The 22,904-nt window shown below is 71.8% G+C and carries 19 protein-coding genes; 8 read left to right on the forward strand and 11 right to left on the reverse strand.

The window, feature by feature from the left end; genetic code table 11:
• The 3 genes from VMR86_13475 to VMR86_13485 form a co-directional block, all read left to right on the forward strand.
• A partial coding sequence (locus tag VMR86_13475) for a carboxyl transferase domain-containing protein (GenBank protein HTO08053.1) occupies nucleotides 1–1,194 on the forward strand: 1,194 nt, incomplete at its 5' end.
• 10 nt (nucleotides 1,195–1,204) lie between these two features.
• Nucleotides 1,205–2,026, forward strand: a complete 822-nt coding sequence (locus tag VMR86_13480; GenBank protein ID HTO08054.1) for an enoyl-CoA hydratase — start codon at nucleotides 1,205–1,207, stop codon at nucleotides 2,024–2,026.
• Nucleotides 2,027–2,037: 11 nt separating this feature from the next.
• On the forward strand, nucleotides 2,038–3,507 hold the full coding sequence (locus VMR86_13485) for an exosortase/archaeosortase family protein (GenBank protein ID HTO08055.1): 1,470 nt from the start codon (nucleotides 2,038–2,040) through the stop codon (nucleotides 3,505–3,507).
• Here the strand turns inward: VMR86_13485 and VMR86_13490 are convergent.
• On the reverse strand, nucleotides 3,480–4,544 hold the full coding sequence (locus VMR86_13490) for a GDSL-type esterase/lipase family protein (protein ID HTO08056.1): 1,065 nt from the start codon (nucleotides 4,542–4,544) through the stop codon (nucleotides 3,480–3,482). The two genes, VMR86_13485 and VMR86_13490, sit on opposite strands and share 28 nt — an antisense overlap.
• A gap of 3 nt (nucleotides 4,545–4,547) precedes the next feature.
• Nucleotides 4,548–5,411, reverse strand: coding sequence for a GNAT family N-acetyltransferase (locus tag VMR86_13495; protein HTO08057.1), 864 nt, complete (start codon nucleotides 5,409–5,411; stop codon nucleotides 4,548–4,550).
• A gap of 26 nt (nucleotides 5,412–5,437) precedes the next feature.
• On the opposite strand from VMR86_13495, the gene VMR86_13500 reads away from it, so the two are divergent.
• A complete protein-coding gene (locus VMR86_13500; protein HTO08058.1) occupies nucleotides 5,438–7,396 on the forward strand; it encodes an ABC transporter ATP-binding protein in 1,959 nt (652 codons plus the stop codon).
• Complete coding sequence (locus VMR86_13505) at nucleotides 7,393–9,318, forward strand: ABC transporter ATP-binding protein (protein HTO08059.1); 1,926 nt, start codon at nucleotides 7,393–7,395, stop codon at nucleotides 9,316–9,318. The genes VMR86_13500 and VMR86_13505 overlap by 4 nt, the downstream gene beginning before the upstream one ends.
• Here VMR86_13505 and VMR86_13510 read toward each other — a convergent pair.
• Entirely contained in the window at nucleotides 9,315–10,379 is a 1,065-nt protein-coding gene (locus VMR86_13510; GenBank protein ID HTO08060.1) for a MaoC family dehydratase, read from the reverse strand. The genes VMR86_13505 and VMR86_13510 overlap by 4 nt on opposite strands.
• Before the next feature lie 25 nt (nucleotides 10,380–10,404).
• Nucleotides 10,405–11,700 (reverse strand): Mur ligase family protein, encoded by a 1,296-nt coding sequence (locus VMR86_13515; GenBank protein ID HTO08061.1) that lies wholly within the window; start codon nucleotides 11,698–11,700, stop codon nucleotides 10,405–10,407.
• A 21-nt stretch (nucleotides 11,701–11,721) separates the two neighbouring features.
• Between VMR86_13515 and VMR86_13520 the strand changes: the two genes are divergently transcribed.
• A complete protein-coding gene (locus VMR86_13520; GenBank protein HTO08062.1) occupies nucleotides 11,722–12,858 on the forward strand; it encodes a lipopolysaccharide kinase InaA family protein in 1,137 nt (378 codons plus the stop codon).
• Between the two features lie 112 nt (nucleotides 12,859–12,970).
• On the opposite strand, the gene VMR86_13525 is transcribed toward VMR86_13520, so the two are convergent.
• The 4 genes from VMR86_13525 to VMR86_13540 all read right to left on the reverse strand — a co-directional run bounded on the left by VMR86_13525 (nucleotide 12,971) and on the right by VMR86_13540 (nucleotide 16,565).
• Nucleotides 12,971–14,005: a radical SAM protein gene (locus tag VMR86_13525; GenBank protein ID HTO08063.1), complete on the reverse strand. Its 1,035-nt coding sequence runs from the start codon at nucleotides 14,003–14,005 to the stop codon at nucleotides 12,971–12,973.
• A gap of 23 nt (nucleotides 14,006–14,028) precedes the next feature.
• A complete protein-coding gene (locus tag VMR86_13530) occupies nucleotides 14,029–14,349 on the reverse strand; it encodes a hypothetical protein (GenBank protein HTO08064.1) in 321 nt (106 codons plus the stop codon).
• 12 nt (nucleotides 14,350–14,361) lie between these two features.
• Nucleotides 14,362–15,120: an NRDE family protein gene (locus tag VMR86_13535; GenBank protein HTO08065.1), complete on the reverse strand. Its 759-nt coding sequence runs from the start codon at nucleotides 15,118–15,120 to the stop codon at nucleotides 14,362–14,364.
• Between the two features lie 134 nt (nucleotides 15,121–15,254).
• Entirely contained in the window at nucleotides 15,255–16,565 is a 1,311-nt protein-coding gene (locus tag VMR86_13540) for a patatin-like phospholipase family protein (GenBank protein ID HTO08066.1), read from the reverse strand.
• A 259-nt stretch (nucleotides 16,566–16,824) separates the two neighbouring features.
• On the opposite strand from VMR86_13540, the gene VMR86_13545 reads away from it, so the two are divergent.
• Nucleotides 16,825–18,273: a hypothetical protein gene (locus tag VMR86_13545; protein ID HTO08067.1), complete on the forward strand. Its 1,449-nt coding sequence runs from the start codon at nucleotides 16,825–16,827 to the stop codon at nucleotides 18,271–18,273.
• A 10-nt stretch (nucleotides 18,274–18,283) separates the two neighbouring features.
• On the opposite strand, the gene VMR86_13550 is transcribed toward VMR86_13545, so the two are convergent.
• From VMR86_13550 to VMR86_13560, 3 genes are all read right to left on the reverse strand, one after another.
• A complete protein-coding gene (locus VMR86_13550; protein ID HTO08068.1) occupies nucleotides 18,284–19,654 on the reverse strand; it encodes a vWA domain-containing protein in 1,371 nt (456 codons plus the stop codon).
• Between the two features lie 13 nt (nucleotides 19,655–19,667).
• Complete coding sequence (locus VMR86_13555; protein HTO08069.1) at nucleotides 19,668–20,279, reverse strand: OmpA family protein; 612 nt, start codon at nucleotides 20,277–20,279, stop codon at nucleotides 19,668–19,670.
• Nucleotides 20,280–20,347: 68 nt separating this feature from the next.
• Entirely contained in the window at nucleotides 20,348–21,298 is a 951-nt protein-coding gene (locus tag VMR86_13560) for a M28 family peptidase (protein ID HTO08070.1), read from the reverse strand.
• 93 nt (nucleotides 21,299–21,391) lie between these two features.
• Here VMR86_13560 and VMR86_13565 point away from each other — a divergent pair, with 93 nt between their 5' ends.
• Nucleotides 21,392–22,903 (forward strand): YifB family Mg chelatase-like AAA ATPase, encoded by a 1,512-nt coding sequence (locus VMR86_13565; GenBank protein HTO08071.1) that lies wholly within the window; start codon nucleotides 21,392–21,394, stop codon nucleotides 22,901–22,903.
• Nucleotide 22,904: the final 1 nt, after the last annotated feature.

The following is a 22,904-nucleotide window of genomic DNA, read 5'->3' on the forward strand; positions in this document are numbered from 1 at the left end:
CCGATCGTGCGCCTGGTCGACGGCACGGGCGGCGGCGGCAGCGTGAAGTCACTCGAGACCACGCGCCGCACCTACGTGCCCGCCAATCCCGCCATGGAGATCATGGCCGAGTCACTCGCCACGGTGCCGGTGGTGGCGGCCGCGCTCGGCCCCGTGGCCGGGCTGGGCGCCGCGCGCGTGGTGCTGTCGCACTTCTCGGTCATGCCGCGCGGCACGGCCCAGCTGTTCGTCGCCGGGCCGCCCGTGGTGCGCCGCGGCATCGGCCAGGACGTCGACAAGGAGACTCTGGGCGGCTCGTCGATCCACACGCGCGAGAGCGGCGCGGTCGACAACGAGGTCGCGAGCGAGGACGAGGCCTTCGCGCAGATCCGGCGCTTCCTGTCGTATCTCCCGAGCTCGGTCTTCGAGCTGCCGCCGGTCGCGCCCTCTTTGGACCCGCCGACCCGGCGCGCGGAGGAGCTCCTGCAGATCGTGCCGCGCAGCCGGCGCCAGCCGCACGACGTGCGCCGGATCATCGGCCTGGTGTGCGACGCGGCCAGCTTCTTCGAGATCTCTCCGCGCTTCGGGCGCTCACTCGTGACGGGGCTGGCGCGGCTGGGCGGGCGCCCGGTCGGCGTCTTGGGCAACGACCCGAAGTGGCTCGGCGGCGCGATCGACGGACCGGCGGCCGACAAGTGGACGCGCTTCGTCGACCTGTGCGACACCTTCCACCTGCCGATCGTGAGCTTCGTCGACAACCCGGGCTTCCTGGTCGGCGTGGCGGGCGAGCGCCAGGGCACGATCCGGCGCGGCGCGCGCGCGATCGCCGCCGTGTACCAGGCCACCGTGCCGACCGCCTCGATCCTGGTGCGGCGCGTGTTCGGCGTGGCCGGGGCCGCGCACGGCAATCACTCCAAGCTCAACCTGCGCTACGCCTGGCCCTCGGGCGACTGGGGCTCGCTGCCGATCGAAGGCGGCGTCGAGGCGGCCTACAAGCGCGAGCTCGCGGCCGCGCCCGACCCCGAGGCGCTGCGGCACGAGCTCGAGACCAAGCTCCACGCCATGCGCTCCCCGTTCCGCACCGCCGAGATCTTCGGCGTGGAAGAGATCATCGATCCGCGAGACACTCGGCCGCTGCTGTGCGAGTGGGCCGAGACCGCGTACCGTCTGCTACCCGCCGAGGTCGGCGTGAAGCGGCGTGGCATGAGGCCTTGAGGGAGGTTCCGTGTACGAGCAGATTCTCTACGACGTCTCCGACCCGGTCGCGACCATCCAGCTGAACCGGCCGGACCGGCTGAACGCCTGGACCGATCGCATGGGTGAAGAGGTCCGGCACGCGCTGGCCAAGGCCGAAGCCGACCGCAGCGTGGTGGGCATCGTGCTCACCGGCGCGGGCCGCGGCTTCTGCGCGGGCGCGGACCTGAAGAACCTGCAGGCGATCAGCGCGGGCGAGCGCGGCGGCCGGGCCCACGCGGAGCTCGCGGCCGACCCCGGCGACCCCGAGATGGGTGACTCGTTCCGCAAGACCTACTCGTACCTGATGTCGCTGCGCAAGCCGATCGTGGCTGCGATCAACGGCCCGTGCGCGGGCATGGCCATGCCGATCGCGCTGTTCTGCGACCTGCGCTTCGCCAGTGAGTCGGCGACCTTCACCACGGCGTTCGTGCGCCGCGGGCTGATCGCCGAGTGGGGCCTGTCGTGGACCCTGCCGCGGCTGGTCGGCACGGCCCACGCGCTCGACCTCCTGCTCTCGGGCCGCAAGATCGACGCGCGCGAGGCCGAGCGCATCGGGCTCGTGAATCGCGTGCTGCCCGACGAGAAGCTCGTGAGTCACTGCCAGGACTACGTGCGCGAGCTGGCGGCCAACTCCTCGCCCTCGTCCATGATGGTCATGAAGCGCCAGGTCTACCAACAGCTCACGCGCGAGCTCGGGCCGTCTTGTGACGAGGCGGTGAAGCTGATGGTCGAGAGCTTCAGCCGGCCGGACTTCAAGGAGGGCGTGCAGTCCTTCCTGGAGCGCCGTCCGCCGAAGTTCCCGAGGATCTGAACCCCAGCGCCATGACGCGCCGCTGGCTCTGGCTCGCCATCTTCGCGCTCGCGTTCGCGCCGACGTTCGCCTGGCTCGTGGGGCGTTGGACGGACTCGATCTACCGCAACGGTCACGGGATCTTCGTGCCGTTCCTGATCGCCTACCTCGCGCTGGACCAGCTGAAGCAGGACACCGACCCCGAGCCGCGCGCGTCGGCCTGGGGCTTCGCGTTCGTGGGCGCGGCGGTGGCGCTCCTGGTGTTCGACAGCGCGATCAAGACCCAGATCCTGTCGGCGCTCGCGCTGGTGCTCGCGCTGCCCGGGCTGTCACTCCTGTTTCTCGGTGGCGCGCGCACGCGCGCGATCGCGCTGCCGCTCGCGATCGGTCTGTTCATGCTGCCGATCCCCGCCGGCGCGATCTCGGCGCTGTTCATGGTGCTGCGCACGATCACCGCGATCGCGGTCGCGGCCGTGCTGCCGTTCCTGGGCCTGCCCGTGGCGCGCGACGGCACGATCCTCGCGATCCCCGGCCAGAGCGTGAACGTGGCCGACAACTGCAGCGGCTTTGCGACGCTGTACGCGGCGATCCTGACCGCGGTCATCCTCGCCCACCTGTCGCGCAGCCCGGCGCGGCGCGCGATCGTGCTCGCGGCCGCCGTTCCGCTCGCGCTCGCCTGCAACGTGGTGCGAGTCACCGTGCTGACTCTCCTGGTGAGCCGCTACGGCGGCGGGATCCTCGAGACCTGGATCCACCCGGGCTCGGGTCTGTTCCTGTTCGTGTTCGTGATCGGGGCGCTGGTCTGGCTCGCGGGCCGCGACGCGCTGCATGGCGCGGCCGGCAACGCACGGCCGCCGCTCTCGGGGCGCTTCGCGCTGCCCGCGGCTGCGCTGTTCGCCGTGGCGCTGGTGCCGGTCTCGATCCACTCGTACCTGCACGTGCGCAGGGACGACTGCGCGAACCCCGACGCGCTCGTGCCCGCCATGGGCCCCGGCATGGTGACTGCGGAGCGCGACGCCGAGGTGCGGCGCAACTTCGACGTGCACCAGTGGCGCGAGGGCCGGCTGCCGCCGGGCGAGGGCGCGCCCGAGCTCAAGTTCGCGATCGTGCGCTCCTACGACCCCAAGCAGCTCTACTACCGCGGCACGCGCCGGCTGTGGTGGGACATCGAGCCCGGCGGCGACCAGCCCGACTGGCTCGAGGTCGACGGCGCGAAGCTGCCGATCGTGCGCTCGAGGCTCGGAGGCGACGACGACGCACACCGCGACCGGGACGCGGTGATCGAGTCGTTCACCGTCTACGAGGGCAAGCCCGTCGAGAACGGCTGGCGCACCCAGCTGCGCGCGGCGCCGCGGCAAGCGTTCACGGGCAGCCGCCCGATGACCCTGTTCGCGATCCGCAGCGACGTGAACGCGTCGCAACGCGAGGCCGCCGAGAGACGCGCGCGCGAGTGGCTCGCGGCTTCCTGGCGCAACTACCGGGCGGTCTGCGGAGCCGAGTAGCCGGCGCGCGACCGGACCCGCGGCAGCACCTCGCGCGCGAGCTCCTGGGCCACCAGCCGTGCGTACAGGCGCGAGCCGTCGTCGTTCACGTGCAGGCCGTCGTAGTAGAGCTCCTCGGGCTTCCGCACGCTGAGCTCGCGCTGCATCAGGGCCGCCAGGTCGATCACGCTCGCGCCCTCTTCCACTCCGATCGCGCGCACGCGGTCGTTGAACAGCGCGAGCGCGCCCGCGTCGGTCCAGGGCGGCGTGTACTGATTGCGCATGCTCGACAGCGGCTCGGTGATCAGCACCGGCTCGATGCCGAAGGCGCGCGCCGTGCGCACCCACGCGCGCACGCGCGCCACGTAGGGCAGCGGGTCGGGCTGGCCCGCGAGCTTGCCCGCCTCGCTGCGCACGCCGGCCAGGTCGTTCTGCGCCGGGAAGTCGAGCGCGCGGCGCACCAGCCCGGCCAGCGCCGAGTGACTCGAGAGCGACATGCCCGCCCAGCGCAGCCCGACGCGCCAGCCGTCGTGGTTCGAGCCGTGGCGCGCGTAGCCGTACTCGGCCAGGAGCCCCACGTCGTTGACCGCGTTCATCAGCAGCACCACGTCGGGCCGGCTCGAGCCGATCAGCTCGACCAGGTTCACCAGTGAGTCGTGCGCGGTGTTGCCCGACTTGCCGGCGTTCAGCGCGTTCACGCGGAAGCCCATGGGCTCGAGCTGCACCGGCACCAGGTTGGGCCAGCGCAGGTCCTCCTGCACCACCAGACACTCGGTAGTCGAGCCGCCCTGGAAGACCAGCGTGAACTCGGGCCCGCTGACGCGCGCCACCGGCTCGATGAAGCCGCGCGCGTCGGTGCGGAAGCGGACCTTGGGCGGGTCGAGGTGCAGGACGCTGCGGTCGACCAGCCGGTCGGTGAGGTTGTGCTGCCAGCGCAGCGTGAGCAAGAGGTCGGGTGACTCGCTGGCGAACGGGTTTCGCCAGAGCACGCGCAGCGCGAGCTCGCCCAGCACGAGCATGAGCAAGAGGGTGCCGACCAGCAGCGCGAGCTTACGCACGGCTCACGACGGGACGGGCGAGCCCTCGAGCGGCTCGTCGAGCAGGTAGCTCCGGTTGGAGTACACGCGCCGGAAGCCGAGCCGTTCGTACACGCGGCGCGCAGCGGTGTTCGCCTCGTCGCAGTACAGGGTCACCATGTCGTGGCGCTCGAGCATGCGCGCGGTCACCGCGCGCATGCCGCGCGTGGCGTGGCCGCGCCCGCGCGCCCAGGTCGGCACGAAGACGCCGCCGAGCTGCACGGCGGTCGGGCTCGCCGCGCCCACGTGCACCTGGAACACGATCTGGCCGCGCACGCGCGAGACCCACCAGCGGCCCTCGCGCACGTCGCGGTGGTGGCGCTCGCGGAAGCCGGCCTCGTCGGCCGCGTAGCGGTCGTCGCCCAGGTCTTCGCGGTGCTGCTGGGCGCTGTTCTCGGTGATCTCCTCGGCCTCGCCCGGCCGCGCGGGGTCGACGCGCACCAGCCGCGCGCCGTCGTCGCTGCGCGCGAGGTCCTCGGCGCGCATGGCGAACACCGGCTCGCGCCGCGACCAGCGCAGCGCCGGTGCGTGGCGCGCGTACTCATTCCAGAACGGCTCGGTCACGTCCTCGCTGCCCACGATGTGGCGCGGGCGCAGCGCGGCGCGCCCTGCGGCGTCGGCGAGCGGCGCGTAGGCCGCGGGGTCCTGCACCTCGAGCGCGGTCCCGCCCAGAGGCCCGATCAACAGGATTCCCAGCAGGCGGCCACCCGACTCGAAGCCCAGGAAGCCCGGTGCACGCCCCAACGCACCGGCCGAGACCACGTAGTCCAGGAAGACGTTCCGCAGCGGCCGGGCGCGCAAGAGACTGCGCGCGTCCGCCGTGTCGGCCAGAGTCAGGGCTCGAACCATCGCTGGCAGGGTAACATCGCGCGCGCATGAGCTGGAACGGACCCGAGCTCGCCCCGGCTCGCGACGCCGGGCTGGACTTGCGCGGGCTGGCCCGGCTGGTCGTGCGCACGTGGCCGCTCCTGCGCGGCCTGCGCCGGCATCTCGTGCTGCTGGCGCTCTCGGCGTCGGCGCTCCTGCTCGCCGGGCTCTCCTGCTTCCTGGTGCTGGCGCCGGCGCTCTGGAACGGGGTGCTGCAGGGCCACGACTTCTCGCCCCTGGCGGCGCGCGTGCTCGGGCTCGACCCGGCGGCCGCGAGCGCACTCACTCCCGAGCTGCGGCGGCACGCAGCCGAGCGACTCACCTGGCTGGTGGGCGGCGTGGCGATCGCGACCGCGGCCGGGGCGATGGCCGTGATGTACTACGGCGTCTGGATCCTGCAGAGACTCAACCAGTCACTGCGCATGCAGATGGTCGATCGGCTGCAGGCGCTCTCGCTGCGCTTCCACGACCAGAGCCGCGTGGGCGACGCGATCTACCGCACGGTGCAGGACAGCGCCATGGTGACTCAGATCGTGCAGTCCTTCCTGCTGGCGCCCGGCTTTGCGCTCTTGCGTTTCGTGGCCCTGACCGCAGTGCTGGCCTCGTTCTCGCCCTGGCTGGCGCTCGCGCTGGTCGCCGTGTGGCTGCCGCTGGGCGTGCTCGCGCACACGCTGGGCGCGCGCCTGCGCGGCCGCTTCCGCGTGGCGCGCGCGTCGAACAGCGCGCTGACCTCGCAGATCCAGGAGAGCCTGTCGGGCATGCGCGTGATCAAGGCGTTCGGGCTCGAAGCGTTCGAGCAGGCGCGCTTCGAGTCGGCCTCGCGCGCGGCCTTCGCCGGCGCGCGCGCGGCGCGCAGCTGGGTGGCGGCGTTCGGGGTCGGGGCGTTCTGGGCGGTGGGCGCGGTGGTGCTGGGCGCGACGCTCGTGGCCACGCTCGCGACCGCCGAGGCCCGGCCGCTGTGGCTGGCCGAGGTCGCCTCGCGCCTGCAGATCGGCCCGCTGCAGGCGTTCTTGCTGCAGGCCGGCTTCGCGGTCTGGACGCTCGGGCTCTACAACACCTGGAAGGGCCTCTACGCCAGCGGCTCGGACGGGATCACCGACGTGTTTCGCGTGTGGACGCACGCGCAGGACATCGCGGTGGGGCTCGACCGCGCGTTCGAGCTGCTCGAGCGCGAGCCCGAGATCGCCGACGCGCCCGACGCGCGGCCGCTCGCGCCGCTCGCGCACGAGATCGCCTTCCGCGACGTGTCCTTCGCCTATCGCCCCGACCGCCCGGCGCTGGTCGGTGTGGACTTCACGGCGCCGGTCGGCGGAGTCACTGCGCTCGTCGGGCCCACGGGCGCGGGCAAGAGCACGGTCATGGCGCTGCTCCTGCGGCTGTTCGATCCCGACTCGGGCGCGATCGAGATCGACGGTGTCGACCTGCGCCGGCTGCGCGTCGCCGAGCTGCGGCGCGCGGTCGCGATCGCCCTGCAGGAGAACGTCTTGTTCGCGGCCAGCATCCGCGAGAACATCCGCTACGCGCGGCCGGGCGCGAGTGACTCCGAGGTGCGCGCCGCGGCGCGCGTGGCCTGCGCCGACGAGTTCATCGCCGCCCTGCCCGAGGGCTACGACACGCAGCTCGGCGAGCGCGGAGCGAAGCTCTCGACCGGCCAGCGCCAGCGGCTCACGCTGGCGCGCGCGCTGCTCAAGGACCCGCGCGTCCTCCTGCTCGACGAGCCGACCGCCTCGCTCGACGCCGAGACCGAGCACAGGCTGGTGCGCAACCTGGCCGAGTGGGGCCGCGGCCGCTGCATCTTCCTGGTGACTCACCGGCCGTCGACGGTGCGGCTGGCGGACCGGGTCGTGTTTCTCGACCACGGCAAGGTGGTCGAGACCGGAACGCCCGCCGAGCTGCTCGCGCGGCCGGGCGGCGCCTACCGCGCGCTGGCGGAGGCCGACGCGAGCGCGGCAGGGGCCCGGCCGTGAGCACCTGGGCCACGCTCGCGCGCGCGCTGCGCTACGTGCGGCCGCTGCGCGCGCGCTTCGCGGCCAAGGTCGCGATGAGCCTGCTCTCGATCACGCCGCTGCTCGTGCTGCCCGTGCCGATCAAGCTCCTGATCGACCACGTGATCGGGAATCTCCCGCTGGCCGAGCGCATCCACACCTTCCCGTTTCTCGCGCGGCCGCTGGTGCGGCTCCTGATCGGCGCGTCGCCCGTCGAGATTTTGTGGCTCACGGTCGCGGCGCAGGTGGTGCTGCTCTTGGTGATCGGGCAGATCGGCACGAGCGGGGGCGAGCGTGACCAGACCAATGCGTTCGGCGCCGGCGGGGTCGACGCCGCGACCGAGACCGAGAACGCGGCGAACCTGGGCTTCAGCTACGTGGGCGGGATCTTCGGCCTGTTCGAGTTCGGCTGGACCCTGCGACTCACCCAGGACCTGAATCACGGCTTCCGCTCGCGCCTGTTCGAGCGCATCCAGGCGCTGCCGCTGTCCAAGCTCGAGGACGCGCGCATCGGCGATGCGGTCTACCGGCTGATGTACGACACGCCGTCGATCAGCTGGGCGTGCTACCGGCTGGTGCTGATCACGACCGTCGCGCCGTTCGGCGTGGCGGTGTACGCCTACGCGATCTGGGACAGCTTCGGGGTGCCCGAGCTCGCGCTCTGGGCGCTCGCGCTCGCGCCGGTCACGCTGCTCGCGACCTGGCCGTTCGCGGAGCTCTTGCGGCGCCGCATGCTGCGCAGCCGCAGCGCGGGCGCGATTGCGACCAGCTCGCTCGAAGAGGGCGTGGCGAACATCGTGGCCGTGCAGACGCAGAGCGGTGAGTCGCGCGAGCGCGCGCGTTTCGACCGCGAGAGCCTGGAGTCGTTCCAGCGCCACCGCGGCATGATCGCGGTCGCCATGCTCGCGGTCCTGTGTGCGCTGGTGCCGGGTGTGGCCGTGGTGCGGGGCGCGTTCCTCGAGGTCGTCGACCTCGCGATCGCCGGCCGCATCAGCCTGGGCGACGTGTCGGTGCTGGTGACCTGGTTCGTGCAGATCGCCGTGTTCTGCGGGTATCTGGGCGGCATGTGGTTCTCGCTGAACTTCTCGGCGCCGGGCCTGGAGCGCGTGTTCGCGCTGCTCGACGCCGAGCCGGAGCGCGACGCGCCCGGCGCGCGCGACCTGCCGCGCGCCCGCGAGTCGCTGCGCTTCGAGCACGTCGACTTCGCTCACACCGAGGGTGGGGCGACGCTGCGCGACGTGGACTTCGAGGCGCGCCGCGGCCAGATGACCGCGATCGTCGGCCCGGCGGGCGCGGGCAAGACCACCCTGCTCTGGCACGTGCCGCGCTTCCTCGCGCCGCAGCGCGGCTGCGTGCGGGTCGACGGCGTCGACCTGGCGGGAGTCACGCGCGAGTCGCTGCGCGCGCAGATCGCGTTCGTGTTCCAGGAGACCGCCCTGTTCGCGGGCACGCTCGAGGAGAACCTGCGCCTGGCCAAGCGCGACGCGAGCGAGCTCGAGCTGCGCCGCGCCGCGCAGGTCGCCGGCGTGGACGAGCTGGTGCGCAGCCTGCCGGACGGCTGGCAGACGCGGCTGGGCCGCGGCGGCGCGGGGCTCTCGGTGGGGCAGAAGCAGAGACTCGCGATCGCGCGCGCGCTGCTGCGCGACGCGCCGATCCTGATCCTCGACGAGCCGACCTCGGCGCTCGACCCCGACACCGAGCGCCACCTGCTCGCCTCGCTGCGCGAGGCCGCGCGCGACCGGATCGTGCTGCTCGTGTCTCATCGGCTCTCGACGGTGCGCGACGCCGACCAGATCCTGTTCCTGCGCGAGGGCCGGATCGTGGAGCGCGGAACGCACGAAGAGCTCGTCGCGTTGCCCGACGGCGCGTACCGGCATTTCGTCGAGCTGCAAGCGGCCGGCTAGCTCTTGGCGTAGTGACTGCGGCGCTTGACCGAGAGCTCGCGCTCGAGCTCGAAGATCTGCACGCGCTTCTCTTCCGTGCCGGTGCGCTCGAACTTGTGGCCGCGCAGGGTGACCTCGAGCCGGCCGAGGTCGGGCCGGCCGGCGAAGTCGCGCTTGCCGCGGATCTCGGTCGAGGCGAACACCGTGTCACCCGAGAAGATCGGCGCGGTGTGGCGGCCGGTCCTGTAGACGACGTCGCCCAGGCTGTTGTCCGAGATGTCGGGGCTGGAGAGGCCGAGGCACAGCGCGAACGGGATCCCGCCGTAGACCACGAGCTTCCCGCCGAGATAGCGGCTGGGGTCGCGGTCGATCAGCGTCTGGTTGCAGTGCACCTGACTGGTGTTGTCGAGCATGCCGGTCAGGAAGATGTGCTCGTCGGTCATGACCCGGCCGCGCGAATGCTCGATCGTGTCTCCCGCGCTGAAGTCCTCGAAGTAGGTATCGGAGTTGGACAGATGCGCGAGCTCGGCGTAGCCGGCGTTGGGATCGTAGGCCGGCAGCTCGAGTGACACGTCGACCGGCGCGGCCGGCACCTCGCCCTCGTCGAGCTTCGCAGCGGCCTCGTGCCGGAACACCTGCACCTTGCGCTGGTAGGCGAGCACGATCTGGCCGGTCTGCTTGCGCGCGATGCTCTGCACGTGCACGACGCCGAGCTCGGGCCGGCTCGCCGAGCTCTTCACGCCCAGCACGGTGGTCTCGGTCTCGATCGTGTCTCCCACGTACACGGTCGCGCCGAAGCGCATGTCGATGTACTCGAGGTTCGCGCGCGCGTTCTCGGAGATGTCTTCGACGGTCTGGCTGAACGCGACGGCCATCACCAGACCGGGCGGGATCGGCATCGACTCGTAGCCGTAGCGCTGCGCGTAGCGCAGGTTCCGGTGCAGCGGGTTCGCCGTGTAGGAGAAGTCGGTGAAGTGAGCGGTGAGTCCCTCGCTGACCGTGCGCCCGCCCTTGTGGCGGAACAGCTGTCCGAGTCGGAAGTCCTCGAGAAAGTTGCCGGTCTTCTTGCGGATCAGGGCCACGGGGGATCTCCTCGGGGGCGGCAGTCTACACGGGGCGCGCGGCGGCCACCAAGTGCCGGCGCAGCGCGCCGGCGAGAAACACCGAGCCCGAGACCGCGATGCGGTCGCCCGGGTGCAGCAGCTCGCGCGCGCGAGCCAGCGCCTTCACCGGCTCGGGCTGGGTCTCGACCGCGCCGATGCCCGCGGCCCAGGCCAGCGACGCGATCTCCTCGGGGTCGAGCGAGCGCGTGGCTTCGGCCGCCGTGGCGACACAGGCGCGTGTCACCGGCGCGAGCTCGGCCAGGATGCCGGCCGCGTCCTTGTCGCGCGAGATCGAGAGCACGAACACCCAGCGCGTGTCGGGCCAGAGCGCCGCGAGTGTCTCGCGCAGGGCCCGGGCCGAGTCCGGCGTGTGTGCGTCGTCGACGATCGCGTCGCCGATCGGCTCGACGCGCGCGGGCAGGCGCAGGCTGCCCAGTGTCGCGAGCTCGCTGGCAGCGAGCGTGCGGCCCAGGTGGAGCTCGACCGCGCGCACCGCCAGCGCCAGGTTGCCCGCCTGGTGCGCGCCCAGCACGGGGCTCGCCAGCGCGCGGCCGTCGGAGAGTCGGAAGCGCAGGCCCGCGCGGTCGGCGCGCACGTCGAGCGCGCGCACCTCTTCGAGCGGCGCGTCGACGGCGATGGCCTGCGCCGCCACCGCGCCCCAGGCCTCGGGCGCGAGCGCCCCGTGCAGCGCGGGCACGCCCGCGCGGAAGATGCCGGCCTTCTCGCGCGCGATCGCCTCCAGCGTGTCGCCCAGCTTGTCGGTGTGCTCGAGCTGGATCGCGGTCACCACGGTGACTCGCGCGTCGACGGCGTTGGTCGAATCGAGCCGGCCGCCCAGGCCGACCTCGATCGCGCCCACCTCGGCCCCCGCGCGGCGGAACAGCACGAGCGCCAGCGCGACCGTCACGTCGAAGAAGCTCGGACACCGTTCGGTGTCGCCGCGCAGGCCCTCGATCGCCGGCTGGATGTCGCGCAGCGCGGCGACCAGATCGCCCTCGGCCACGAGCTCGCCGTCGACGCGGAAGCGCTCGCGCCAGCTCTCGAGGTGGGGCTTGGTGAAGGCCCCCACGCGCCGCCCCGCGCCGCGCAGCAGCTGCTCGGCCGCGAGCGTGGTGGTGCCCTTCCCCTTCGAGCCCGCGACCAGGAGACAAGGGAAGCCGCGCTCCGGGCTCCCGACGGCCGCGAGCAGCGCGCGGATCGGCCCCAGACCCAGCCGCTCGTAGTCGTACTGAGTCTTCTGCTCGCGGTTGATGAGTCCGTCGAGATAGCGCTCCGCATCGCGGAGCGTTTCGATCTTCATCTCTGCTAGCCTCGTGTCTCGATGGCGCGCTCCGAGACGAGCCTCCGCTGGTGGGTCGACGGCGAGCGCACTCCGCGCCTCGAAGCGCTCATGGCCGCGCCGGAGCGCGCGCTCGAGGGCCCGGGCAGTGTGGCTCGCGAGTCCGCGGGCCGCAAACGCTTCTACCGGCTGGAAGGCGGCGGCGAGCCGGTCCTGTACGTGAAGGTGTTCAGCCTGCCGCCAGGCCTCGCGCGCTGGCGCTACTTCTGGCGCCCGTCGAAAGCGCGGCGCGAGCGCGCGGTGGCGCGCCGGATCGCCGCACGCGGCGTCGAGGTGGTGCGCCCGGTGGCGGTGGGGGAGCGGCGCAGCCGGGGCCTGCTCGAGCGCAGCTTCGCGGTGAGTCGCGACGCGGGAGCGCGCGACCTGCGCGCCGTGTTCGAGGGGCTGCGCGAGCAGGGCCTGGAGCGCCGCGAGTTACTCGTGCGCTTCGCCGCGTTCGCCCGCCGGCTGCACGACGCCGGCGTCGACCAGGACGACTTCTCGCCCAACAACTTCCTGCTGCGCCCCGACGGCGCGTTCGCGCTGATCGACTTCGAGCGCGCGCGCCTGCGCCGCGGCCCGCTCGGCGCGCGCGCCTGGACCTTGCTCGCGAAGCTGCACCGCAAGGATTTCGGTATCTCGCGCAGCGACCGCCTGCGCTTCCTGGCCAGCTACCTGGGCCCGGGCACGGGCCGCGCCGAGCGGCGCGCCGCCTGGCAACGCATCTGGCCCGAGTTCCGCCGCATCCGCGCGCGCGACGCGCGGCGCGCCGCGGACTCGGCGCTCTCCGAGGGCCGCAATCTCGCGCGCGAGGGCAGTGCGCTCGTGGTGCGCGCGCGCGCCGGCGCGAAGACGCTGCGGCTCGAGCTCGGCCCCGACGAGGCGCGCCGCTGCTGGGTCAGCGCGCACCAGCTCGAGCGCCTGAACCTGCCCGCGCTGCGGCCCGTGCGGCTCGACGGGGCGCGCGTCGAGCTGCTCGACCCCGGCACGGCCTTGCCGCGCGCGCCCGCCGACCAGGTGATCGGCCGCGCGCTGGCCGCGCTCGCCCCCTACGGCCGCTTCCGGGCCCCGCCGCACTGGCGCTTCACGAGTCACGGCGCGCTGCTCGCGAATCCGCAGGCGTTCGAGTTCGAGGCCTAGGTCAGAGCGTTCGAGCGAGCGATGGCTGCCGCTCGATCAGAGGCTTGATCAGCTGACTCGCCTCGGCCTCCTCGATGGAAGAGCCGAAGCGCAAGGTGGAGGCGCCGGCGCCCTACAAGAACAAGTAGCCGTTGTGCTTGCAGGTCTTGCAGATCGTGTCTTGGGTCGGTGACTCGCCGATGATCTCGCGCCGCGCCTCGGTGTACATCGAGCCGTTCCAGATCTCGCCGAAGTCCTGCTCGTGGATCGAGCCGTAGTGGTGCTTCTCGCTGTAGACGCTGCAGCAGGCCAGCACCTTGCCGTCCCAGTTGATCGCGGTGTCCTTCCAGGGCAGCGTGCACATGGCCTCGCGCTGCGCGCTCTTCTTCTCGCGGTCGAACGCGAGATAGTCGGTCGACTCGGGCAGCCAGTGACCGTCGCGCTCGAGCGCCTGCTCGGCGGTCTCGAAGATCTCCTTGCCCATGTCGGTGCGCGCGGCGTTGAGCTGCAGCTCGACGCCGAGCTCGGCCGCCAGGCGCTTCGCGATCGGCACCTCGTGCTCGTTGTGGCGGAACACGTGGAACAGCCAGATCACGCGCGTGAAGTCGGCGTTCAGCTCGCGCTTCTTGGCGACCAGCATGCGGATGTTGTCCATGACCCGCTTCCAGTCACCGCCGCGGCGGTAGATCGCGTAGCTCTCCGGCGTGGCGCCGTCGGCCGAGATGTAGATCTTCTTCACCTTGGCGCGCAGCAGCCCCTCGGCGAGCTCCGGCGTCAGGTCGTTCAAGTGACTCGAGAGCTTCACCGACACGCGCCGGTCGTAGGCGAGCTGGCACATCTTCACGATGTGCTTGTTGAGCAGCGGCTCGCCCCAGTTGTAGAGCCGCACCGTGATCAGGTCCGGACCCAGCTGGTCAAGGACCTTCACGAACGTGTCGTAGGGCATCATGCCCTTCTGCGCCGAGCGGTCGCCCTGCCCCGTCGGGCACAGCGGGCAGCGCAGGTTGCACACGTTCCCCGACTCGACGGTGATCTTCGTCGGGCGATAGGGCAGCCGCACCCAGCGCAGGCGCGGGGCGATCGCCTCCAGCGCGAGGTTGTACAGCTTGCGCGGCGACAGGAACCGCAGCTCCTCGCGAGCAATGCGCGCCCTCGTGGAGAGCTTCACTGACTCACCCCCCTCGGTGTCAGTTACTGCGCCATGTACCGCTTCCAGGCGCGGTACTTGCTCACGGCCTCGTCGTTGCTCTCGACCGCGGGATAGAAGTAGCGGACCGCGTGCCCGCAGGTCTTGCAGATCTTGTAGCAGAACTTGAAGCCGTCGATCTCGCGCGTGTTGCCCACGAGCTCGCGGTTCTCGTCGGTGCAGCACTCCTTGGGCGTCGGCGGCGAGAGGATGCGGCGCGGGTAGTCGTTGTACGGCTTCTCGCTCGTCGAGTAGCGGATGATGCTGCGCAGGTTGCGGTGCGGCTTCTGGTCCGCGGGTCTCAGGTTGCTTCCGATTCTCTTCAACTGGTCATGCCCTCACACCTGCCCGACGACGCGAAGGTCGTGGAGCAGGCCGGTGAAATCGCGGTACTCGGACTGGCAGGGTGCCCCGTCGGCGTACCAGTACGCGCTGTGCGCTGCGCCCAGGAGGATCACGGACGACGAGCGGGTGCCGTACTCGGCGGTATGGACGCAGGAATTCTCGAAGGGATTCGAGGCCGAAGCGTGCCGGCGCAGCACGGAGAACAGCTCCCCGCGCAGCGCCTCCGGCTCGAGCAGAAGATCGATGCCGGCGACCTCCTTCTCGATACGTCGGACCTTCTCGGAGCTCGGGTCCTCGGGATCTCGATTGCAGATCACATGTAAGCCCGGATCGAGCGCGCGCACCTGCTGGCGTTCTGGGGTGCGCCGGATGAGCCACGTCTCGCGGCCGTCGGCGGCCAGCAGGTTGAACGGGGCGTAGTGCGTACGCGCCTGGCGCTCCAGCTCGGCTGCCACGGCCTCCGCGGAGCCCTGGCCCAGGGCATCGAGCACGAGGAGGCCCCGCGAGCGGGCACCCTGGGGCTTCTCGGAGACGGGCCGGTTGGTCAGACCCACGAATACTCCGGAGGCGTTCACCCCCATCCACGTGCCGCCCGCTTCGAGATCGCGGGGCGCCACGTGCGCCGGGCGACCCCCTGAGGCCGGAAAGAGGGCGGGCCGGGCCGCCGGCCGAGCGAAGAACTCGTCCCGGTTCGTGGCCGCGATCAGCGGGAAGTGCGGCACGACGCGGTCCAGGAGGATCAGCGTGCACATGTTCCCTGGTGGGCTCCCTCGGTGTGGTCCGGGCGCGTACGGGCGCGACCTCACGAACCCCGATTCCACGGAAACTCCGTGGTAAATCGCGGGCCAAGCTATCACGAGCCCTGTGCGGGCTCAAGGACGGAGCGCTAGCCCGAGACCACGCGCAAGTTGGGCCCGGCGGAGCGGGGCTCCGCCTGGGGGGCCTCTTCACCGCCCAGGTGGCGCAGGTCGGGGGCCCGGAAATCGACGCCGTAGCGCGCAAAGATCGGCTGCAGCACGTCGGCCGAATCGAGCAGCGTCTTGCGCACCGACTCCAGACCGTGGCGCACCGCGTCGGACCGGCGCCAGAACACGAGCGGGTTCAGATCGAAGAACTTCTCGTCGGTCTCGCGCGCCTCGATCACCACGATGTCGCCGCGGAAGTGCTCGTCGTACATGTACGCGCGCAGGCCCATCGCGAGCCGACTGTGGAGCAGCGTGCGCAGCACCTGATTCATCACGGTCTGCAGCCCGCGGTCCGACAGATAGCGGCTGCCGACGCGGCCGGGCGCGTGCGGCTCGTTCAGGTACGGCCGGAACGGGTTGTAACAGATGATCAGGTCGGCGCCCTGCTCCACCGCCACGTCGATGTTCGCGGTGCGGCGGATGCCGCCGTCGACGTAGTCGACGCCGTTGATGCGCGCGGGCCGGAAGAAGCCCGGCAGCGCGCTCGAGGCCCGCACCGCTTCCGAGATCGTGAGCCCGTGATCGTTCTCGGGCCCGAACAACACGCGCTCCGCCGTGTCGAGGTTGGTCGCCGTGATGTACAGCTTGCGGCCCGTCTCGCGGTAGAAGTCGGCGAAGTAGTTCGGCACGCCGATCTTCGCCATGTTGGTGGCGAGCCAGCGCTCGAGCGGCGCGTTGTCGAAGATGCCCGACGGCAAGAGCGCCCCCACCGACGGGAACTCGCGCTTGGGCGAGACCTCGGCGTAGAGCTCCATGAGAAACGACTCCAAATGCGTGTAGCTCGGCGCGTCCATCAGCCGGCGCAGCGACGGTCCGAGCTTGCCCGGCAGGTCGGGCAGCACCGACAAGAGATCGATCAAGAGCCCGGGCAGGTACGCCGCGAGGCGCGCGCTGAACACCGCGCCGCGCCCGATCACCTCGCCGATGTTCGGGTTGTAGAAGTCGATCGGGCGCAGCTGGTCGAGGCGCTCCGACGTGCCCTCGAGCGCCTCGATCATCTCGTCGGGCGTGATGCCCGCCGCGAGCGACGTGGCGAGGAACGCGCCCGCCGACAGACCGATGTACGAGTCGAAGTCAGTGACCTTGCGGCCGACGAGGAACTCGTCGAGCGCCTTCAGGCCTCCGACCTTGAACGCGCCGCCCGTGACCGCGCCCCCCGCGAGCACCAGCGCGATCTTCGGATTCTTCGGCGGCCTCGTGCCCGAGCTGCGTTGGATCAGCGTGAGGCCCACGCGTCCCTCATGAAACCGAGATCGGTCTCATTTTTCGCAGACCTGAGCATCTGCCCACCCATAGAACGTGTTCGAGCTTACGCAGCGCGTCAGCGAAGTCAACCAATCGCCTCGAGATCTTCCCGGGCCCGCCGTGGCGTAGAACACAAACGAGCGCAGCTGGTTGCGCGAAGCCCCGTCTCAAGCGCACGTTTCCGCCGACCGATCAGTCGTGGGGCAAAATCCGACGGGGCGGGTTAGAGTTGCCCGAGAGGCCGCGATGAAGCGCAAGCCGATGAGCGACGTCCCTCAGGTGATCCTGATCGGTTTGCTTTGCGCGAGCCTGGCGTGCGCGACGGCCAAGCCGACCCCGCCGAGCGCCCCCGCACCGGGCCCGACGCCCGTGTCGGACACTTCGTCGGCCCCGTCCGCTCCCGCGACCGACCCCGCGCCCGCGAAGACCGATCCGGCGGCGACTTCCCCGACGCCCGCGAGTGACTCGTCGGCGAAGCCCGCGGCGACCCCGGCGGCGTCGAAGGACGACGACGACAGCGCCCCCGATCCCGCGCCGACCAAGGGCGGCAAGAAGAAGCCCGCCACGCAGGCGCAGCGCGTGCGCCAGAGTGACATGGCGCGCCGCGCCGAGGCCGGGCTGGAGAGCATGATCATCGGCACCGTGATCGGCGCCCAGTTCGGCGGCATCGGCGCGCTCGCCGGCGCCGCGCTGTTCGGCATGTACGGCATCATCACGGGCGACGTTCCGTTCGAGTCCGGCCGGCGCCAACAGCCCGCCTCGAGTCACCCGCGCGGCAACGACGAGGACATGGAGAGCGAGGTCGACCAGGAGCTCAAGAAGCAGGAAGACCTCGAGGCCGAGATCGAGGCCGAGCTGAAGCACCAGGAAGAGCTGCTCGCCGCGATCAACAAGCAGGAAGAGATCAACAAGGCGCTGCAGAAGGAGTCGAAGGACTGCGCGGGCTCCACGCCGGCCGACGCCACCGCGGCGCCGCGGCGCCCGTGTCAGCGCGAGATCCCGGACTCGATCTTCGAGACCAAGACCGTGAAGGACGGCAAGCGCGAGCTCTTGGTGAAGACGCTCGACGCCGACCGCGACGGCAAGCCCGAGATCAAGATCACGATCGACCCGAAGACCGGTCAGGTGCTCACGCGCGAAGAAGACACCGACTACGACGGCACGCTCGACGCCGTGAACACCTATCTGCCCGACGGCCGCCTGAAGGACCGCGCGGAAGACACCAACCAGGACGGCAAGCCCGATCGCTGGATCATCTACAACGGCGCTGAGTCGGCGGAGCGCGTCGAGGTCGACCGCAACTTCGACGGCAAGCGCGACGGCTTCCTGCAGTACCAGAACGGCGTGCTCGCGTACGAGGAATACGACAACAACAACGACGGCAAGATCGACCGCCGCATCGAGTACGTGAACGGCAAGCGCCACGTCGAGATCGAAGACACGAACCTGAACGGCGTGATGGACTCACGCACGTTCTTCGACGACAAGGGCGTGCTGGTGCGCGTGGAGCGCGACAAGAACGAGGACGGCAAGCCCGACGTGTTCGAGTACTTCGAGGGCACCGACCCCGGCAAGGTCGTGCTGGTCAAGCGCGAGGAGGACACGAACGGCGACGGCGTCGTCGACGTGACCTCGTACTACGAGAAGGGCAAGCTCGTCCGCAAGGAAGTCTCGGACCCGAACCTCGTCAACTGACTCGCGCGAGTCAGCGGGGCTGGATGGTCGGGGCCGGCGGCGTCGGTGTGGACGGCGCGCTCGGCGCGGGCGCGGGCGCCGGAGCCGTCGACCCGCCGCGCTCCACGCCGATCGTGAGCGTGCGTTCGCGCTCCTGCTTGCGGAAGGCCTCTTGCTTGTCGCGCTCGAGCCGGAGCTGGATCTCCTTGGTCCGCTGACGGATGCGCTCCTGCTCGGCGGCGAGCTCGAGCGAGGTCATGCCCTGCGTGGCGAACTGCAGGTCGAACTCGGTCGAGCCGCGCGTGCCGTCCGAGGCCAGCGCAGACACACGGATGCGGTTCATGCCCGGTCGCACCGGCACGAAGCCTTTGAACGAGCCGTCGGGCAGGAGCAGGATGTCGTTCGGGCCGGCCCACTCCATGAGCGTCAGGTTCACGGCGACCACGTCTTCCACGTTGGCGAACGACACCCCGGACAGCAGCGAGACGATGTCGCCGGGTACACGGACCGGTGTATAGGTGCCGTTGGTGACCTTGGCCATCTCGCTGGCGGCGATCGGGTAGTTGATCGCCTCGGGCCCCAGGCCGTAGACGTTCAGCATCACGCCCGCGACCTTGGCCAGCGACGCGGCGTCGATCGCCGCGAGCTGGTCCTCCTTGTCCTCCACGTTGGCGAGCCCGAAGGGCAGCGACGGGCGGCCGTCGGTGAGGAACAGGATCACCTTCTTCGCGTTGGCGCGCGGCTGCGAGAGCGCGCCCGGCAGCGCCGCGAGCTCGCGCAGCGCGAGCTTCACGCCCGCCTGCATGTTGGTGCCGCCGCTCGCGCCGCGCAGGCGGATCGCCTCGAGCGCGCCGCGCACGGCGTTGAAGTCGGCGGTGAGCGGCAGCTCGAGCATGGCGTCGTTGGCGGCGTTCACGCCGCGTCCGGTGTTCGGGTCGATTTCGCCCGAGAACGACGCCACGCCCACGTGCACGCGGCTGGCATCGAGCCCGCCGAGCAGTGACTTCGCGGCCATGACCTCGGCCGACAGGATCGAGTCGTCGGGGTCGGTGTTCGGCGTGTCCTCCACGCCGGGCGTGGTCGAGCGCTCGGTCTGTCCCAGGATCCCGTCGTTGTCGACGTCGATGCCGCTGGGGTACTCGGTCGAGCCCGAGACGTCGATCACGACCATCACGTCGAAGTTGGTCGCGCGCTCACCCGCGATCGCGAGCCCGGCGAGCGGCGCCATGTCGGTCTTGTTGCGCAGCGTCTCGCCCGGCTTGGGCGTGCGGATCTCGATCTTCACGGGCAGCGCATCGTGCGGCGGCAGCGCGTCCTGCTGCGCGCGCGCCGTGAAGGGCGCGAGCGCGGCGGCGGCGCACACGAGTCGGATCAGGTGCAGGCGCATGAGGGTCCCGACCATACCACGGCGCGAGTCACTGCGAGCTCGCCCCCTGCAGCACGTCGTCGTCGGGCCGCAGCTCGAGCTCGATGCGCTGGTTCTGCTCCCGGCCTTCCGCGGTGGAGTTGCTCGCGACCGGCAGGCTCGCGCCCATGCCGATCGCCGTGATTCGCGAGGGCGCCACGCCCTCGGCGATCAGCAAGTTGCGCACGCTGTCCGCGCGGTCTTCCGACAGCCGCTGGCTGGCGCGTTCGCTGCCCTCGGAGTCGGTGTGGCCCTTCACGATCACGCGCTGCTTGGGATAGCGCTGGATCACGCCGGCGATCGCCCGCACGCGCTGCGCGCCGGCGTCGGAGAGCGCGGCGGCGTTCTGGTCGAACAGGCTCGCGCTCGCGAGGCTCACGACCAGCGCGTCGGGCCGCCGGTCCACGCCGCTCACGTGGGCGAGCGTCTCGAGGTCGCCCGTCTGCCGGTCGAGGTAGTCGCCGATCGGGCCGGGCCGGACCGACAGCGAGGAGACCACGGGCACGGTGGGGACGGCGGGTCCGGGCGGAGCCGAGACCGGGGCGCTCCCCGCAGTGACGCAGCCGAGTGCGGAGAGAGCGAGCAGGCCTGTGGCCGCAGCGAGGTTCGCAAGAGTGGGCATCGCGGACTCCTTGAAGTGGCGCCTGCCCCCTCGGACGTGGCGGCCCCTTTCCCAGCAGCCCCGCGAGCTTACGGCGCGCTCCCGGCGCCTGCACCCCGCTCGCGCAGCAGCTCGACCAGGGGCTTCCCGACCGCGGCCAGGCTCTCGGCGGACACGGCTTCGAGCGTGTCGCCGGCCGTGTGCCAGCGGGGGCCCGGCGATTTCCTAGAGCCGTATTGGAAGTCGATCAGGGCCAGCGACTGCGCCACGCCGTGCTCCTGGAAGGGCGTGTGGTCGTCGATCACGCCCATGGCCTGACCCGGGTCGAACGGTGGCGCCTGGCCGAGCTTCGCGGCCGCGCTCTCGTAGGCCTGGCGCAGCTCGGGCGAGGAGCGGAAGTCGAGCGCGAGATTCAGGTCGCGGTCGCCGACCATGTCGACCAGCACCACCGCCTGCACCTGCGCGAGTGAGCCGTCGTCGGCCATGCGCTGCGCGAGCGCCTTGCTGCCGTACAGGCCGTCGTCTTGGTCGATGTTGGCGCCGAAGGCCTCCTCGCCGTCGAAGAACACGAGCTCCACGCCCGCCGTGCGCGGGTCGCCCGAAGTGACTCGTGCGAGCTCGAGCAGCACGGCCGCGCCCGAGGCGCCGTCGTTCGCGCCCACGAACTCGATGCCCGCGATGTGCTTGGTGTCGTAGTGCGTGATCACCAGGGTGCGCGCGGGGCCGGCGCCGTGGCGCGCGATCAGGTTCTCCATGGCCACGGGCGCGGAGCCGCGACGCGGCACCTGGAAGTCGTGTGTCTCGACGCGCCAGCCCGCCTGGCGCAGCCGGTCGCGCAGGAGCTCGCGCGCCTGGCCGGCGGCGGCAGAGCCGGCGGGCCGGGGTCCCAGCTTCACCAGCGCCTCGAGGTCGCGGAAGGCCCGCGCGCCGTCGAACTCCGCGGCTGCGGGCGCCGCGGGCGCCTGCGTGGTCGCGCGGTCACTGCATGCGAGCAGACACCCCGCGGTCACGAGCACGGCCATGCGCACGAGCGGCGACAAGGCCGGGCAGGGTACTGCGCGCGGCCCGCCGCGCCACGCGTTCGGGCTGCGCCGCGACTCCTCTCTCATCCCGCGGTCCCGGTGGAGCGAGCCGTGCTGGTGCGGACGTTCGGTGCGACCGTGTCGGTGATCGACGGTGTGCGTGTCTCGGTCGAAGTCGAGGCGGGCGCGGGGCTGCCCGCGTTCCACATCGTGGGGCAGGCCGACCGGGTCGTGAACGAGAGCCGCGACCGGATCCGCGCGGCGTTCCGCCAGTCAGGTCTCGAGTTCCCGCCCGGGCGAGTCACGGTGAACCTCGCGCCCACCGGCCTGCCCAAGGTGGGTCCGGCGCTCGACCTGCCGATCGCCGTGGCCGTGGCCGGCACGCGCGTCGAGCTCGAGTCCGAGCGCCTGGCGCGCGTGCTGTTCCTGGGCGAGCTCGGCCTCGACGGCGCCCTGCGGCCGGTGCGCGGCGTGCTCGCCATGCTGGGCGCGGCCGAGGACAGCGCGATTCGCGAGGTGGTGGTCGCGCCGGGGAACCTGGGCGAGGCGGCGCTGGGCCCGGACCTGCGCGCGTTCGGCGCGCCCGACCTGGCCAGCGTGCTCGACTGGCTGCGCGGCGAGCGCGCGCTCGATACGCCGGCCGAGCCCCACGAGTCACCGGCGCCGGCGGCCGGCGGGCCCGATCTCGCCGAGGTACACGGTCAGGAGGCCGCCAAGCGCGCGCTCGAGGTCGCGGCCGCGGGCGGTCATGCGCTCTTGCTCGTCGGCCCGCCGGGCAGCGGCAAGACACTGCTCGCGCAGCGCCTGCCGGGAATCCTGCCGCCGCTCGGCTTCGAGGCCGCGCTCGAGGCCACGCGCATCCACAGCGCCGCGGGCGCGCTGGCGGCCGACGGCCTGCTCGCGCAGCCGCCCTTCCGCGCGCCGCACCACAGCACGTCCGACGCCGGCATGGCGGGCGGCGGCCGGCCGCTGCGACCCGGGGAGATCTCGCTCGCGCACCGCGGCGTGTTGTTTCTCGACGAGCTGCCCGAGTTCCGGCGGCCGGTGCTCGAGGCGCTGCGCCAGCCGCTCGAGGAGGGCGAGATCCGGCTCGCGCGCGCCCACGGCAGCGTGCGCCTGCCGGCGCGCTTCCAGCTGATCGCCGCCATGAACCCCTGCCCGTGCGGCTGGCGCGGCACGGCCGCGCGCGAGTGCCGCTGTCTCGAGCCCGAGGTCGCGCGCTACCGCGCGAAGCTCTCGGGCCCGCTGCTCGACCGCATCGACCTACACATTCCGGTGTCGCCCGTGCCGTGGCGCGACATGCTGCGCGCCGGGCCCGCCGGCGAGCCGAGCGCGCGCGTGCGCGAGCGGGTGTGCGCCGCGCGCGAGCGCCAGACGCGCCGCTTCGCTCGGGCCGGGTGGAGCTGCAACGCCGAGATCCCCCATCCGGCGCTCGCCGAGCACTGCCCGCTCGACCCGCCGGCGCGCGCGCTGCTCGAGCGCTCGGTGGCCCGGCTGGGACTCACCATGCGCGCCTTCGTGCGCACGCTGCGCGTGGCGCGCACGCTGGCGGACCTCGACGCCCGCGAGTCGCTCGGCCAGTCGCACGTGGCCGAGGCGCTGGCCTACCGCGCGTTCGCCTGAC

This window comes from Myxococcota bacterium (assembly GCA_035498015.1).
Lineage (GTDB): Bacteria > Myxococcota_A > UBA9160 > SZUA-336 > SZUA-336 > VGRW01.